The sequence below is a fragment of the Lysobacter sp. M15 genome, from assembly GCF_022662515.1.
In the GTDB taxonomy this organism is placed as follows: domain Bacteria; phylum Pseudomonadota; class Gammaproteobacteria; order Xanthomonadales; family Xanthomonadaceae; genus JAKPBU01.
In genome coordinates, this window is the sequence record NZ_JAKPBV010000014.1 from 335,127 (window position 1) to 350,762 (window position 15,636).

General features: G+C 66.5%; 16 protein-coding genes. 10 read left to right on the forward strand and 6 right to left on the reverse strand.

The window, feature by feature from the left end:
* Positions 1–38 precede the first annotated feature (38 nt).
* The 3 genes from rimI to pssA are packed head-to-tail and all read right to left on the reverse strand — an operon-like array spanning position 39 to position 1,542.
* A complete protein-coding gene (gene rimI, locus MC380_RS15640) occupies positions 39–524 on the reverse strand; it encodes a ribosomal protein S18-alanine N-acetyltransferase (RefSeq protein ID WP_242102729.1) in 486 nt (161 codons plus the stop codon).
* Positions 521–778 (reverse strand): hypothetical protein, encoded by a 258-nt coding sequence (locus MC380_RS15645; RefSeq protein WP_242165817.1) that lies wholly within the window; start codon positions 776–778, stop codon positions 521–523. Before MC380_RS15645 ends, rimI begins: the two co-directional genes overlap by 4 nt.
* Positions 775–1,542 carry a CDP-diacylglycerol--serine O-phosphatidyltransferase gene (gene pssA, locus MC380_RS15650; RefSeq protein ID WP_242102727.1) on the reverse strand — a complete coding sequence of 256 codons (768 nt, stop codon included), beginning with the start codon at positions 1,540–1,542 and terminating at the stop codon, positions 775–777. Before pssA ends, MC380_RS15645 begins: the two co-directional genes overlap by 4 nt.
* Positions 1,543–1,677: 135 nt before the next feature.
* Here pssA and MC380_RS15655 point away from each other — a divergent pair, with 135 nt between their 5' ends.
* From MC380_RS15655 to MC380_RS15670, 4 genes are all read left to right on the forward strand, one after another.
* Positions 1,678–2,097 carry a DUF4124 domain-containing protein gene (locus MC380_RS15655; protein WP_242102726.1) on the forward strand — a complete coding sequence of 140 codons (420 nt, stop codon included), beginning with the start codon at positions 1,678–1,680 and terminating at the stop codon, positions 2,095–2,097.
* Between the two features lie 20 nt (positions 2,098–2,117).
* A complete protein-coding gene (locus tag MC380_RS15660; protein WP_242102725.1) occupies positions 2,118–2,393 on the forward strand; it encodes a DUF4124 domain-containing protein in 276 nt (91 codons plus the stop codon).
* A gap of 71 nt (positions 2,394–2,464) precedes the next feature.
* The gene (locus MC380_RS15665) at positions 2,465–4,180 is read left to right on the forward strand and encodes a proline--tRNA ligase (RefSeq protein ID WP_242165819.1); all 1,716 of its coding nucleotides are present in this window, start codon (positions 2,465–2,467) and stop codon (positions 4,178–4,180) included.
* 178 nt (positions 4,181–4,358) lie between these two features.
* Positions 4,359–4,733 carry an H-NS histone family protein gene (locus tag MC380_RS15670; RefSeq protein ID WP_242102723.1) on the forward strand — a complete coding sequence of 125 codons (375 nt, stop codon included), beginning with the start codon at positions 4,359–4,361 and terminating at the stop codon, positions 4,731–4,733.
* A 69-nt stretch (positions 4,734–4,802) separates the two neighbouring features.
* On the opposite strand, the gene MC380_RS15675 is transcribed toward MC380_RS15670, so the two are convergent.
* Positions 4,803–6,056, reverse strand: a complete 1,254-nt coding sequence (locus tag MC380_RS15675) for a threonine/serine exporter family protein (RefSeq protein ID WP_242102722.1) — start codon at positions 6,054–6,056, stop codon at positions 4,803–4,805.
* Positions 6,057–6,162: 106 nt separating this feature from the next.
* On the opposite strand from MC380_RS15675, the gene MC380_RS15680 reads away from it, so the two are divergent.
* Genes MC380_RS15680 through MC380_RS15695 form a run of 4 tightly spaced genes read left to right on the forward strand, consistent with a single transcriptional unit; the run spans position 6,163 to position 9,734 of the window.
* On the forward strand, positions 6,163–7,281 hold the full coding sequence (locus MC380_RS15680; protein ID WP_242102721.1) for an MlaE family lipid ABC transporter permease subunit: 1,119 nt from the start codon (positions 6,163–6,165) through the stop codon (positions 7,279–7,281).
* Position 7,282: 1 nt separating this feature from the next.
* On the forward strand, positions 7,283–8,134 hold the full coding sequence (locus MC380_RS15685) for an ATP-binding cassette domain-containing protein (RefSeq protein WP_242102720.1): 852 nt from the start codon (positions 7,283–7,285) through the stop codon (positions 8,132–8,134).
* 5 nt (positions 8,135–8,139) lie between these two features.
* Positions 8,140–9,060, forward strand: coding sequence for an MlaD family protein (locus tag MC380_RS15690; protein WP_242102719.1), 921 nt, complete (start codon positions 8,140–8,142; stop codon positions 9,058–9,060).
* A 2-nt stretch (positions 9,061–9,062) separates the two neighbouring features.
* On the forward strand, positions 9,063–9,734 hold the full coding sequence (locus MC380_RS15695) for an ABC-type transport auxiliary lipoprotein family protein (protein ID WP_242165952.1): 672 nt from the start codon (positions 9,063–9,065) through the stop codon (positions 9,732–9,734).
* Positions 9,735–9,785: 51 nt separating this feature from the next.
* On the opposite strand, the gene MC380_RS15700 is transcribed toward MC380_RS15695, so the two are convergent.
* A complete protein-coding gene (locus tag MC380_RS15700) occupies positions 9,786–10,409 on the reverse strand; it encodes an alpha-ketoglutarate-dependent dioxygenase AlkB (protein ID WP_242102718.1) in 624 nt (207 codons plus the stop codon).
* A 139-nt stretch (positions 10,410–10,548) separates the two neighbouring features.
* Between MC380_RS15700 and MC380_RS15705 the strand changes: the two genes are divergently transcribed.
* Complete coding sequence (locus MC380_RS15705; RefSeq protein ID WP_242165820.1) at positions 10,549–12,189, forward strand: electron transfer flavoprotein-ubiquinone oxidoreductase; 1,641 nt, start codon at positions 10,549–10,551, stop codon at positions 12,187–12,189.
* Between the two features lie 44 nt (positions 12,190–12,233).
* Here the strand turns inward: MC380_RS15705 and MC380_RS15710 are convergent, their stop codons facing one another.
* A complete protein-coding gene (locus MC380_RS15710; protein WP_242165822.1) occupies positions 12,234–14,639 on the reverse strand; it encodes an FG-GAP-like repeat-containing protein in 2,406 nt (801 codons plus the stop codon).
* 373 nt (positions 14,640–15,012) lie between these two features.
* On the opposite strand from MC380_RS15710, the gene MC380_RS15715 reads away from it, so the two are divergent.
* Positions 15,013–15,618, forward strand: coding sequence for a hypothetical protein (locus MC380_RS15715; RefSeq protein WP_242102715.1), 606 nt, complete (start codon positions 15,013–15,015; stop codon positions 15,616–15,618).
* The last annotated feature ends 18 nt before the right edge of the window (positions 15,619–15,636 follow it).

Below are 15,636 nucleotides of genomic sequence, written 5' to 3' on the forward strand. Positions count from 1 at the left end.
CCGCACGACCCATCCTGTCCGTCGCGCGGACGCCGCGCCTATGGGTGCGGCGGCAATTCCATCGCCATCACGATCGCGTCTTCGCGCCCGTGGTGCGCGGGGTAGTAACGCGGGCGGCGGCCGATCTCGCTGAAGCCCTCACCCATATACAGCGCCACCGCCTGCGGATTCGAAGGGCGGACTTCCAGGAACAATCGCTGCGCGCCGCGGCTCCGTGCCTGCTGCAACAGGGCGCGCAGCAGCCGGCGGCCATGACCATGGCCCTGCCGGTGCGGTGCGGTGCACAGGTTGAGGATGTGCGCCTCGTCCGCGGCCACGCTCAACACCCCATAGCCGATGATGTCCTCGTCGTCCTCGAGCACCCAGGACGGATACCCGGCGCGCAGGCAATCGCGGAAGATGCCGCGCGACCATGGGAAGGGATAGGCACGCAGTTCGATCGCCATGACCGCGTCGAGGTCGTCCTCGCGCATCACCCGCAGCCGCGCGGGCTGCTGGCGTTCGTTTGCCGCCACCGCGCTCATCGCGTTGCCGTGCGCATCCGCCGCAGCCGCGGCCAAAGCGCACGCTTGGCCGCGCTGGCGGGCAGCGCGTCCAGCCCTGGCAACGCGGCGACGGCGTCGACAGTGCTCCCGGCCGCGCGCGCGAGCGCTTCAAGCAGGGCCGGAGAGACGGAAGCCGCTGTCCCTCGTGCGGGCGCCAGCACATAGGGGTGCAGGCCCAGTTCCGCCATCACTTCGCGCCGGAACTCATCCAGAATGAAACCGTCCCAGCTCATGCCGGCTCCACTGGATGGCGGCGCCGCCGGAACCAGAGCAACGGCCCCGACAGCGCATAGAGGGCGGCGGCAGCCAGCAGCACCCGCGGCGGATCGATCACCAGCGCCACCAGTATCGCCACGACCACGAGCAGGGCCACGAACGGGACCCGGTCGGACTTCGGCCCGATGCCGCCCTTGAAGCTGTTGTAGCGGATCCGGCTGACCATCAGCAGCGCCGCGAACACGGTCACGCCGAGCGCGAGATAGCGATAGTCGGCTCCGGCCAGACCGAAGTCGTGCATGGTCCAGACGAAGCTGGCGATCAGCCCCGCCGCCGCCGGGCTGGCCAGGCCGATGAACCAGCGCTTGTCCACCTGTCCGACCTGGCTGTTGAAACGCGCCAGTCGCAGCGCCGCGCAGGCCGCATAGAGAAATGCCACCAGCCAGCCGATCTTGCCGGGCGTCGGCCCGTCGAGTTTGAGCGACAGCAGCGCCCAGTGGTACATCACCAGCGCCGGCGCCATGCCGAAGCTGACCAGGTCGGCCAGCGAGTCGTACTGCACGCCGAACTCGCTCTGGGTGTTGGTCAGGCGCGCGACCCTGCCGTCGACGCCGTCGAGGATCGCGGCCACGAAAATCGCCACGCACGCGGCTTCGAACCGACCTTGTGAGGCGGCGATGATGGCGAAGAACCCGCCGAACAATCCGCCCGTGGTGAACAGGTTCGGCAGCAGGTAGATACCGCGCCCGCGGGGGCGCTGGACGCTGTCGTCTTGGCTCATGCTAGGGCCCGTTGGGGGCCCTAAGTGTAGCCGCAGCGCCAACGGCCTGAACGCGCCGATCCACGGCGTTCACCGCGCTTGCGCGCCGCGCCCGCGGGTGCTGCAATCGTTCCACGACCCGTCCAGGACACGCCCATGCGCCAGCTCGCCGCTCCCGCCCTCGCGGCTTTCGCCGTGGCCCTCGTCTTCACGGCGTCTCCGGCTGCGGCCCAGCAGGTGTACAAGTGGAAGGACGCGCGCGGCGTCACCCATTATTCGGAGAAGCCGCCGGCCTCCGGGCAGTACACCACGCAGGACGCCGTGCGCGATCCGGCGACGGCTGCGCCAGCGTCCGCCAGTGCCACGGACAACGCACCATCGGCCGTGGACTCACGCTGCACGACGGCACGCCGCAACCTGGCCAACCTGCAGAGCGGCCAGCCGGTGCAGATGGACAGCGATGGTGATGGCAAGCCAGACCAGCCCCTGACTGACACCGAACGCAGCAACCAGATGGAGCTGGCCCGTTCCACCCTCAAGGCCTACAACTGCACCGAAACCGCTGCGGCGGGTTGACCGGAGCCACGAGCGTGCGCGTGGCCTGGCCCTGGGCGATTGCCGGCGGCCTGCTGCTGGGCGGTGTCGCGGGCTGGTGGTCGTTGCGCGAATCGCCCGAACAGCAACAGGCCAAGCAGGTCCGCGCCACACGCGCCGCCGCGGCCGAAGCCGAGGACGCACGTCCGGTGCTGTATCGCTGGGAAGACGAGCGCGGCACCGTCCACTACAGCGACCAGGCTCCGCGAGGCCGCAAGTACCAGCGCATCGAGCGCGAACCCGAAGACGGCATCGAGGTCCACGGCGACCGCCAGTAGGGCCTGTCCGGCCGCCCGACCCGGGGGTTGCTGCATGGCACAATGGCGATCCGTTTGCCATTACACCGCCGATGCGCCTGTCGCGATTCCATCTCCACACCATCAAGGAAACCCCGGCCGACGCCGAGATCGTCAGCCACCAGCTGATGCTGCGCAGCGGGATGATCCGGCGCTTGGCCGCCGGCCTGTACACCTGGTCGCCGCTGGGCCTGCGCGTCCTGCGCAAGGTGGAAGCCGTCGTACGTGAGGAAATGGATCGCGCCGGTGCGATCGAGCTATTGATGCCCACCGTCCAGCCCGCGGAGCTGTGGCAGGAAACCGGGCGCTGGCAGAAGTTCGGCGGCCAGCTGCTGAAGATCCGCGACCGCAAGGAGGCCGACTACTGCTACGGCCCCACCGCCGAGGAAGTGATCACCGACTTCGCGCGCAACGAGCTGGCCAGCTACAAGCAGCTGCCGGTGAACTTCTACAACATCCAGACCAAGTTCCGCGACGAGATCCGCCCGCGCTTCGGGGTGATGCGCGCGCGCGAGTTCCTGATGAAGGACGCGTACTCTTTCCATATCGACGACGACTCGCTCGCCGCCGAATACCGCAATATGTACGACACCTATGCGCGCATCTTCACCCGCCTGGGTCTCACCTTCCGCGCCGTGGCCGCCGATACCGGTGCGATCGGCGGCAGCGCTTCGCACGAGTTCCACGTGATCGCCGATTCGGGTGAGGATTCGATCGCCTATTCCGACGCATCCGACTACGCCGCCAATGTCGAGCTCGCCGAGGCGGTGGCGCCGGGTGAACGGGGCGCGCCGAGCGAGCCCCTGCGCAAGATCGACACCCCCAGCCAGAAGACCTGCGAGGCTGTCGCTGCATTGCTGGAGATCCCGCTGCAGCGCACCGCCAAGTCGGTGGCGGCGATCGGCAGCGACGACGAAGGCAGTGATCAGTTCGTCCTGGCGCTGGTGCGCGGCGACCACGTGGTCAACGAGATCAAGCTGGGCAAGCTGTCCGGCATGGCCGACTACCGCCTGGCGACCGAGGCCGAGATCCTGGAGCATCTGGGCAGCGAACCGGGCTTCCTCGGCCCGATCGGCACGCGCAAGCCGGTCCGGGTGATCGCCGATCGCAGCGTGGCGGCCATGCACGACTTCGTGGTTGGCGCCAACGAGCCAGGATTCCATCTGGCCGGGGCCAACTGGGGACGCGACCTTCCCGAGCCGGAAGTGGCCGATATCCGCAACGCCGTTGCCGGCGATCCTTCGCCCGACGGCAAGGGCACACTGGGCATCGCCCGCGGCATCGAGGTCGGGCACGTGTTCGCGCTCGGACGCAAGTATTCCGAGGCCATGGCCTGCACCGTGCTCGATGCCAACGGCAGAAACGTGCATCCGGCCATGGGCTGCTACGGCATCGGCGTGTCGCGCATCGTCGCGGCTGCGATCGAACAGAACCACGACGCCGCGGGCATCCTCTGGCCCGAAGCGATGGCGCCGTGGCGGGTGGCGGTGTGCCTGATCAACCCCAAGAACGATGCCGCGGTGGCCGACGCCGCAGCAGCGCTGTACCGGGAACTGAATGACGCCGGCATCGAAACCGTGCTCGACGATCGTGGCCTGCGTCCGGGCGCGATGTTCGCCGACATCGAACTGATCGGAATTCCGCACCGGGTGGTGGTGTCCGAACGCGGGCTCGCCGCAGGTACGTTCGAATACCGCGCCCGCAGCGCCGCGGAATCAGAACAGCTCGACCTGGCCGCGCTGCACGCGAAGCTCGGCATTTCACGTTGAGGTGATGGCTCCGTGATTCCATTCGCAACGAAGCGGATGGAGGTATGGAATCGCCGATTGCATTCGCGATCGACATCGCTGCAAAGCGGCGCAACAGGTTTGCGGACGTATTTTCGCAGGTTACTATCGGTAGCACGCCAGACACATGGCGAGTTCCGTTCCCCCATCTGGAGTACGCATGGCTTTCGATCTGGACAATTTCTCGGCGAAGGACCTGGATTCGCTGATCAAGCAGGCCAACCAGCGCAAGACCGCGCTGACCCGGCGCACACCGGCCGCGCAGGTACGCAAGAAACTCACCGCCATGGCCAAGGCCGAGGGCTATTCCATCGCCGAACTGTTCGGCGGTGCAGGTGCAGCCAAAGCCGCGAAAGCATCGAAAACCGCGGGCCGCAAGAGCGCCAAGGCGCGCAAGACCGGCAAGGTCGCGCCGAAGTACCGCAATCCGGCCGATGCCAAGGACACCTGGACCGGCCGTGGCCTGCCGCCGCGCTGGATGGCGGATCTGATCAAGAAAGGCAAGAAACGCGAGGATTTCCTGATCAGGAAATAAAGCCGGACACTTCTCCTGCGCGAAACGCCGGCCCGATGCCGGCGTTTTGTTTTGCGGTGATCCGCCGGGTTACAGGTTGCGGCGCGTCGGCAGCAGCAGGTTGCCGAACAGCAACCCGGCGATCAGCGCCAGCAGGATATTGAGCACGCCGACGATCGCATCCTGCCCCGCCGCGAGCTCCTGCTGCTGGAACAGGCTGATCACGCCGCGCAGGCTGGCGCTGCCGGGCACCAGCATGATGATGCCGGGCATCCGCACTACCGCGCCCGGCCGGTTCCACCAGCGTGCATAGCCGTTGCCCGCGGCCGTCATCACCAGCGCCGAGAGGAACACGCCGACCGGGCTGCCCCATGCATCGCCCGCCAGCCGCGAAATCAGGTAGCCGGTGATCGCCGCCAGCATCACGATGCCGTAATCACGGCGCGCGGTGCGAAAGAGGACCGCGAAGGCATAGGCCGCCAGCAGCAGCGCGGCGCCTTCCACCCAGTCCGGCTGCGGCCGCCATGCGCGCACCTGCGCATCGATTCCCAGCAGCGCCAGCAACGTCACCGCGATCATCGTGCCGACGGTGAGTTTGAGCAGCGTGGTGACCGCCCCGGCGAAGCGTGCGGTGCCCGAGACCAGATGCTGGCTGGTCAGTTCGTTGACCGCATTGGTCAGGCCCATGCCGGGCAACAGCACGATCAGCGAGGCGATGATGACCGTATTGAGGTTGATCGGCGCCACGAACGCGGCAACCAGGATCGCGATCGTGCCGGCGAGGATGCCCGCGATCGCATCACCGGCCTCCCTGAGCCGGGGACGGTCGCGGGTCGCCAGTTCCAGCAAGCCCAGTAGCAGCCCGGTGGTGGCGGCTGTGCCGATCTCGAGCCAGGGCAGTCGCAGCAATCCAGCGACCCCTGCCGAGGCCAAGCCGAAGCCGAACACCTGCATCGCATGCCAGCGCGCGCTGCGCGGACGGTCGAGCGCGCGCAGGGCCTGGTGCCCCTCGGCCAGGTCGAGCCGGCCGGCCATCACCTCCTCGGCGATGCGGTCGGCCTCGCACAGCTTGTACAGATCGGTATCCCCGGGACCGAGCCGGATGACCCGGGTGGTGTCGCTCTCGCCCAGCGCGCGGCTTGGATCGTTGAAGGCCAGGATCATGCCGGTTGGATTCGACCACGGCTCGCAGTCCAGCCCGAGCTTCTGCGAGACCGCGACCACCGCGCCCTCGAGGCGCTGGGCCGTGGTGCCGTATCCGTGCAGGCGTTCAGCCAGTTCGGTCACGAAGGCGATCCGCGCCGCGTAGCTCGCGGCGGTCGGGGAATAGGGTGCGGCGCGCATGCCGACAGGATCGCATGGGCGCACGGCCCCGCCCAATGCGTTCACACGTCGCAGACGCAGGTGCGTAAGCTTTAGCCGCCGTCAATGGCGGAACCGCGAGTCGCGCTTGAGCCAAGCCTCCACCCAGCCGCCGAGGGCCGAAACCGATCCAGGCGACGGCTCGCGCCTGCGCCTGACCGGGCGCTGGACCCTGCGCCATGCCGGCGACGTCGGCGATGCGCTCCGGGCCGCGCCGCCGGGCATCGCCACGATCGACGCCACCGGCGTCGAGCGCCTGGACACCCTCGGCGTGCTGCAGCTGCTGCGCTATGCGCGCCGCAATGACCTGCCTTTCGATCGCTTCACCTTCGACCCGCAGCATCGCCAACTGGTGGCGGCGATCGAGGACGTGGTGGACGACCGCCCGAAGCGCAAGCGCGACCTGGGCTTCAGGGCTGCGCTCGGCCGCCTGGGCTTCGCGGTCGCCGACAACTGGAGCGAGACCATCGCCCTGGTCAGCTTCCTGGGCGAGAACCTGTCCAAGCTGATGCGGTTGGTGAAGGAACCGCGGCGCTTTCGTCCCACCGCCACCGTCTTCCACATGGAGCAGGTCGGGCTGGACGCGGTGCCGCTGGTGATCCTGCTGTCGTTCCTGGTCGGTGCGGTGATCGCGTTCCTGGGCGCCAACATCCTGGAAGACTTCGGCGCGGTGATCTTCGTCGTCGAGCTGGTCAGCATCGCCTTCCTGCGCGAGTTCGGCGTGCTGCTGACCGCGATCATCCTGGCCGGCCGTACCGCGAGCGCGTTCACCGCGCAGATCGGCGCCATGGTCAGCCGCGAGGAAGTCGATGCGATCCGCACCCTGGGCCTGGACCCGATCGACCTGCTGGTGCTGCCGCGGGTGATCGCACTGATGGTCATGTTGCCGCTGCTGACCTTCATCGCGATGATGGCCGGCCTCGCAGGCGGCCTGACCGTCGGCGCCTTCACCCTGGACATCGCGCCACCGGCCTACCTGGCCAGGATGCAGGACACCTTCAAGATGCGGCACATGCTGGTGGGCCTGTCGAAGGCGCCAGTATTCGCCCTGCTGATCGCGCTGATCGGCTGCCTGGAGGGACTACAGGTCAAGGGCACCGCACAGTCGGTGGGCGAGCGCACCACCTCGAGCGTGGTGCAGAGCATTTCGCTGGTAATCGTGATCGACGCGATCGCGGCGATCTGGTTCATGTACATGGGCTGGTGAGATGAGCGATCCGGACCGCCCATCGAAGAGCAATGATCCCGGCACACAGCCGATCATCCGGGTCCGTGGGCTGCGCAATCAATTCGGCCACCAGGTCGTACACGAAGACCTGGACCTGGACGTGCGCCGGGGCGAAATCCTGGGCGTGGTCGGCGGCTCGGGCAGCGGCAAGTCGGTGCTGATGCGCTCGATCCTGGCGCTGCGCAGGCCCGATGCGGGACAGATCGAGGTCATGGGCGTGGATGCGCGCTCGGACGATCCGGCCGATCGCCACCACATCGAACGCAATACCGGGGTGCTGTTCCAGGACGGTGCGCTGTTCTCGTCGCTGACCGTGGGCGAGAACGTGCAATTGCCGCTGAAGGAATACTACCCGGACATGGTCGATTCGCTGCGTTACGAGCTGGCGCTGCTGAAGGTGAAACTGGCCGGCCTGCCGGCGGACACGGTGGAGAAACTGCCCTCGCAGCTGTCGGGCGGCATGCGCAAGCGCGCCGGCATCGCGCGCGCGCTGGCCCTGGACCCGCCGCTGCTGTTCCTGGACGAGCCCACGGCCGGCCTGGACCCAATCGGCGCGGCTGCGTTCGACCAGCTGATCCTCACCCTGCAGCGGGCGTTGGGCCTGACCGTGTTCCTGATCACCCACGACCTCGACACCCTGTACGCGATCTGCGACCGTATCGCCGTACTCGCCGACCGCAAGGTCGTGATCAACGCGCCGATCGCCGAAGTGGAACGTTTCGAGCATCCGTGGGTGCAGGAATACTTCCACGGTCCGCGCGCACGCGCGGCGCAGCAGGCACGCGATACCAACGCCCGCGCCGCTGGCACACCCGAACCACAGGCGACCTGATCCGCATGGAAACCAAGGCCAACTACGTGCTGATCGGCGCCTTCACCATCCTGGTGGCGGTGTTCGGCCTGCTGTTCGCGCTCTGGGCCGCCAAGTACTCGGCCGACAAGAGCTTCCAGGAGTACTACGTCATCTTCAACGAGCCGGTCACCGGCCTGACCGAAGGCGGCTCGGTCCAGTACAACGGCATCTCGGTAGGCACCATCGAAGAACTTTCGCTCAATCCACGCGATCCGCGCCAGGTGCGCGCACGCCTGAAACTGGAAGCCAGCGCGCCGGTCAAGGTGGACACCAAGGCCAAGCTGTCCCAGGCCGGCATCACCGGCAGTCCCTTCATCCAGCTGACCGGTGGCAGCCCCAACGCGCCGCGCCTGGTATCGAACGATGCCGACACGATCCCGGTGATCACGACCGAGCCGTCCGCCTTGCAGAACATCGCCGATACCGCGAGCAAGCTGGTCGCGCGCCTGGACAAGCTGATGAGCGAAGAGAACATCGAGCACATCGACAACACGCTGACCAACCTGGACAACATTACCGCCGCGCTGGGCGATGCGACCCAGAAGGAAGACCTGCGCGCGCTCGTGCGCAATGCGCGCCTGGCCAGCGAACAGCTCAACGCCACGCTTGAAAGCGCGAATGGCGCGGTCGCCAACATCGACCGGGAACTGCCGGCCCTGCTGCGCAAGCTCGATGCCACCCTCACCCGGCTGGATTCGGCCGCCGGCGGCGCCGACGCGATCCTCAACGAGAACCGCGCCGCGATCCAGAGCTTCGCCAACGATGGCCTGGCACAGCTCGGTCCGACCCTCGGAGAACTGCGGGCCCTGGTCCGCGATCTGCGCCGCGTCACCGACCGGCTCGACGGCAGCCCCGCGCGCTATCTGCTGGGCCGCGACGCACCCAAGGAGTTCGAACCCGAATGAACATGCGTAACGGCAATCGTGGATCGGTGGGCGCCCGGCTCGCGGGCGGCGCGCTGCCGCTGGCGCTGGCCCTTGTCCTGGGTGGTTGCAGCCTGCTCGGAGGTGGGCCCAAGGAGGCCGCGACCATCTACGCGCCCGATCCGCGCATCCAGGCGGACCCATCCTGGCCGCAGGTCGGCTGGCAGCTGTCGATCGGTCATCCCGCGGCCGCACGCATGGTGGACAGCCTGCGCATCGCGGTGCGTCCCACGCCGGGCGAACTGCAGGTCTACAAAGGCGCGAACTGGGCCAAGACCCCGTCCGAACAGCTGCAGGACACCCTGCTGCGCGCGCTGGAGGACTCGGGAAAAATACCCGCGGTCGGCCGCCAGGGCAGTGGCATCGCCGCCAACTACAAACTGATCCTGGACCTGCGTCGCTACGAGGCCGATTACGCCGGTGATGCGGTGCCTGCGGCGACGATCGAGGTCAACGCCAAGCTCCTGCACGCTCCGGGCAACGACATCGTCGGATCGCGCACCTTCCTGCAGGCCGTGCCCGCGGGAGCCACCGATGTCGGCTCGGTCGCCGATGCCTTCTCCCAGGCGCTCGGTCGTGTCGGCGGCGAAATCGCCGGGTGGGCGCTATCGGCCGGCGACGCCCACGAGCAAAGCGGCAGCCACCCGGCGAAATAGCCAAGCCCTGCCCCTTCATTCCGCGGACGAAGCCGCTCGCCGGGATTCAGTTCAACGTTGCGAAGGTTCGATCCTGTGCGGACCGGCCACGTCCAATATCCGCCGGAACGTCAGATTGATGCGTTCGCCCACCGCTTTCGCGGTCCTGGGCAGGGCATGCCGGTAATGCGCCTGGGTATCGCCGCGCATGACCAGCAGGCTCCCGTGCGTCAGGTCCAGGTCCATGCCTGGCCCGTCCGGCGTGCGGCTCTTGAGCTTGAACCGTCGGGTAGCGCCCAGGCTCAACGACGCGATCACCGGCCGCGCACCGAGCTCGGGTTCGTTGTCGCTGTGCCAGCCCATGGCGTCGCGGCCGCTGCGATACCGGTTGGCGAGCACGCTGTTGAACGCGACATCCAGCTGCCGCAACAGGCGCGCGCGCACCGGGAGCAGGCATGCATGCCATGGTCGCGGCGCGAACAGTGTGCCGGAGTAGCGATAGCGCGCCTCCGGATCGCCGATCCAGCAACTCAGCCGGGGCGAATCCACGTCGCGCCCGAACAATCGGATCCGGTGGATTTCCCACGGCACGGCGTCGAACAACGCGTCCATGAGCTCGTCCGCTTCGTGCCGGGAAAGCCAGTGCGGATCGAATTCGAGTTCGGCTCCCGGCAGCTGCAGTTGCGTCATCGCCATGCGCGGACGCTAGCAGACGAGGCCTCGACGGGCCTATCCGCTGGATGCGATTCCCGCCGCGCCATTCAAGGCACCCTCGGTTTGCCGGCTCGACCTCAAAAACGCGACAATCGCGCGCATTGCCAGCCGGGCCGCCAGCATGAGCGAACACGACGCCAACGCCGCCGAACAGGTCGAACGCGACGTCATGGAATACGACGTCGTCACCGTCGGCGCCGGTCCGGCCGGGCTGTCGTTCGCGATCCGGCTCAAGCAGCTCGATCCGGACATCTCGGTGTGCGTGATCGAGAAGGCCTCGACCATCGGCGCCCATATCCTGTCCGGTGCGGTGATCGAGCCCGGACCGCTCGATGCCCTGCTCCCGGGCTGGCGCGACGCCCCGCCGCCGATCTGCGTCCCCGCCACCGACGACGAATTCTGGCTGCTCACCAAGACCGGCGGCCGCAAGCTGCCGGTGCCGCCGGGCATGAACAACCACGGCAATTTCATCGTCAGCCTGGGCGCGATGTGCGCCTGGCTCGCGCCGCAGGCCGAGGCGCTGGGCGTGGAGATCTATCCCGGCTTCGCCGCCGCGGAGACCCTGCACGATGCCGATGGACGCGTCATCGGGGTACGCATCGGCGACATGGGCGTGGCCAAGGACGGCTCGCACAAGCCTGGCTACACCGCGGGCATCGACATCCACGCCAAGGTCACGGTGCTGGCCGAAGGCGCGCGCGGGCATCTGACCAAGCGTCTGGTCAAGCGCTTCGGCCTGGATGCCGACAGCGATCCGCAGGGTTATTCGATCGGCATCAAGGAACTCTGGCAGGTGCCTGCCGGACGCGTATCGCCGGGCAGGATCGTGCACAGCTTCGGCTGGCCCGCCGACAACAAGACCTACGGCGGCAGCTTCCTCTACCACCTCGACGGGGATCGCATCGCGCTCGGCTATGTCAGCGGTCTGGACTACAACGATCCCGAATACCGGCCGTGGGAAGCCTTCCAGCAGTGGAAGAACCATCCGACGATCGCGCCGCTGCTGGAAGGCGGCACCATCCTCAGCGCCGGCGCGCGCGCCATCGTCACCGGTGGATACCAATCCCTGCCCAGGACCGAGATGCCCGGCGCTCTGCTGATCGGCGACACCGCCGGCCTGCTCAACGTGCCCAAGGTGAAAGGCACCCACCAGGCGATCCGCAGCGGCATGCTCGCCGCCGAGCATCTGGTGTCCTCCCGGCTCGCGCCGGAAGGCTACGACGCCAAGCTGCGCGCATCCGACGCGATGGCCGAACTGAAGAAGGTGCGCAACATCAAGCCCGGGTTCAAGCGCGGGCTGTGGTTCGGCATGCTCAATGCCGCCTGGGAAACGGCCACCGGCGGGCTGTCGCCCTGGACCCTGCGCAACAAGGCCGACTGGTCGTCCCTGCACAAGCTCGGCGAACAGGAATCACCCAGGCGCGACTATGTGCAACGCCCGCTGCCGCCGCGCGACCGCCTGGCAGGCGTCTATTTCGCCGCCACCGAGCACGACGAAGACCAGCCCGTCCACCTCAAGGTCGCCGACACCAGCATCTGCGTGACCCGTTGCGCCGAGGAATACGGCAACCCCTGCACCCGCTTCTGCCCCGCCGCCGTCTACGAGATCGTCGACGACGCATCCGCCGAACACGGCAAGCGCCTGCAGATCAACGCCGCCAACTGCGTGCACTGCAAGACCTGCGACATCAAGGACCCGTACGAGATCATTACGTGGGTGACACCGGAAGGCGGAGCAGGGCCGAACTACCAGAACCTCTAGCTCGACCGCGGTGGCCCGACGCCGGATTCCGCCTCGACCCTGGGTTACTTCATGACTACCCAGCTCATGCTGCCCACGCTGCCCGCTGCTTGCGGAGTATCAGGATTGGCGGATTTCCAGATGACGTTGTGACCGGTACTGGTATTGCGCCAGAAGATATCCATCGAGCCATCTCCATCGTAGTCGTCGACCACGGGGATGATCCATGCGACGGCAACCGATTTCACCGTCTGGATCGTGGCCGAGTTGGCCGATCTCCAGATCACGTTTGCGCCGGTGCTCGAATTGCGCCAGAAGATGTCGGACCTGCCATCGCCGTTGAAGTCACCGACGCCGGCCACGCCCCAGCCCGCCCCCGTCATCGACGTGAGCATCTGCGCGGTGTTCGGATTTGCCGATCGCCAGACCACGTTCACACCAGTGCTTGGGTTGCGCCACAGAAGATCGGCGTTTCCATCGCCATTGAAATCCGTGGCCCCAGCCACGGTCCATCCCGCACCGACTGATCTGATTATCTGAGCCGTGGAAGCACTGGCGGACCGCCAGATGACATTGGCGCCGGTGCTCGCGTTGCGCCACAGGAGATCGGCGCTTCCATCGCCATCGAAGTCGCCCACTACGGCGACGGCCCAGGCGGCACTGACCGATCTGATCGTCTGCCACTTCGCATAGTCGCCGGACTTCCAGATGACGTTGGCCCCTGTGCCGCCATTGCGCCAGAGGATATCCGCGTGGTCGTCTCCGTCGAAATCACCGATACCAGCGACGGTCCATGCCATCGACACTGTCGCCAACACTCTGAGAGGAGAGCCGCTGGGCGACCACCACAACAAGTTTCTGCCCGTGTCCGAATTTCGCCACAGGATGTCCGACCGTCCGTCATTGTCGTAATCGCGCCGCAGCATTCCCGTCAGCGGGATGACCATCGCACGGAACGCTGCCACCACCGGGATGGTCTGTTCGAGCGCGCGTACGCTGTCAGCCTCATTCTCGACACCGCATGGGGAACCGGCGCAGATGCTGATCCGCGGATTGGAGAAGTAACGGAACCCCGTCTGGCCCACGTAGCGCGGCGACATGATCGTATAGAAGCTGCCACTGGTATATCCAAAGGCGTAGGGATACCGGCCGTATTCCTCGGGGTCCAGCAGCACACCGTTGCCGTCGGTATCGTCCGACCCTTGGGCAGTGGCGCGGTCGTGCTGCAAGCCCATGTTGTGCCCCAACTCATGGGCGAGGAATTCCTCACGACAGGTCATCCCCCCATCCGGGAACGCGTCTCCGCCGGAGTCGCTCACTACGGAGAAAGCGAAGTCCGCGCTGGTGCTGTCGATGGGCCGCTGCCCGCCCCCGAGCAGCCAGCCGATGCCGCAACTGCCATTCTCTGGAGCGGTGAAATTTCGAACCAGCGCAACCAGGTCGGCGCCGGACTGTTCGCGGGCATCCACCAAGGGCCGCAAGGCCGCTGGCACGGCGGCAGGCGTGCAGTTGACGCCGCGGTCTGGCAGCCTCAGATCACTGGCATTCGACGTCGAGCAGGCGACACCGGTCAGCTCGAACAACGCGGACTGGTTCGATGTGTAATCCGGGTATTCCACCAGGACCGTCCGCACCAGCCGTACCCTGGCGTCCAGCTGGCTGTTGGCATAGGCCAGGTTGGTCAGATCGACGAGGTAGTTCAGACGCGTGACTGCCTGCCACCCGTAGCGGCCCCAGAAATGTCTCGTGTATCCCAGCACCAGATCCACCGTGTTGGCGGCGCTCGCCTGTGCGATGGCTTGCGACGCGGCGGCCTCGCTCGCCGTCGCGCGCAAGGCAGTCTTGCGTGAGGAGGAAGCCCGCAGGCCGGCCCGCATCAAGGGGGCAAGGAAGTCGGCTTCCGACGACGGCTCGATCGCGCCCGCTTTGCCGAGCAGCCGCCGGTCGGTTTCGATCAGCCAGCTGCCTGCGGCGGTGACCATCAGCTGCAGGGGCGCCTCGTCGCCGTAGGGAATGCTGCCAAAAACGGCTTTCTCGCCGAATGTGACGATGGCGTCCGCTGCCTTGCTGCCCTGGGATCTGCCGATCCACGTCCAGTTTCCGTCTGCATGTTCGACGTGCCGCTCATAGCGCAGCCGTATCGGCTGCCCATTGGGAGCAGGAATGACCATCTCCCCCTTGGAGATGGCCATCAACGCGTGTTCTTCACTCAATTGCACCGGATGGAAGGTCTGCGCGCCTCGCCGCACTGAAGCGCGACTCAGATCGCTCACCATGAACTCTCCGCGGTCCGGAAGCGAGGCGACATCCGAGAGCCCGCGTTGCGCCAGCACCTGGCGCATGGGCAAGGGCTGCCGGGCCTTGTCCGGCACGGCCGCGTGTAAGCGACGTGAAGATGTCTGGCCCCGATCTTCCGCGCAGCCGGCCATCAGACCGCAAAGCAAGGCGATAACCACCATACGAGCACGCATCCGACCTCTCCTGCCATCCGCGGGCGTTTTCGGGATCGTAACCGACCAGCCCCCTGGCGGTGGTGAAGCTGGGCGCCTGTAGATCAACGCCGCCAAATGCGTGCACTGCGGACCTTTGACGAGTGACGCCGGGACGTGGGGGGATCCACGATCACAGCTACTATCCGCCCGTACGCAACCGCCTCGCTGGTTTTGCGTGTCCTCGCTACGGTACGCGCATGCTCACAAACTGTGATCTCGTGCGTCGTTCAGCATGACGCATTTTGTCCGTTTCAAAGCCCCGGGCGCGTTTGTTGGTGTTGGCAGCACGCTCGTGGATGACGGCGTGCGATATGCGGCTGCCAACCTTTCATCATGCTGAGGAAATATATCCATGAAATCGATTTCAAGAACCTGCCTCCATACTGCTCTGGTCGTAATTGGCCTGGGAGCGATCGGAACCGCGTTCGCAGGAGACAACTGGGCCTCCTACGATCGGAAGACCTACACCGGCGCGCAGTGCCAGCCTGCCTACGGCATTCATTCGAAGGACTTCACCATCGTGCAGGGCCGGCTGCGCAACGATAACGCAGCACCGCGCTATACCTCCTGCGCTATCACGTTCGACACCGAGGACGCGGTCAACCAGGCGGACTTCAACAATACAACCAGGGCCGGCGCAATCGAAATCCGAGTGTATCTGGATTACTCCGCAGTGCCCGATATCGTGGGGACGACCTACGAAACCTCATGCACGCTCGCGGGCCGGGATCTCGACGGCGGCAGCGCAACGAAAACCGAGACCCTCGCAATTTCCTCAGGACGCACTTCCACCCCGCAAACGCTGGTTTTCGAGGGAGCGACCTGGACCGGGTTGTCGATCGGCAGCAACTACAGCCTGCAGGTAAGCTGTCTGCAGCCGTACAACGTCGCCCTGATCGGTTACAAGATCTACGAATACGGCGAGACGGGGCACTACTACTACACGCCGCCTCTGTGATGCCGTCGGCTTACGCCG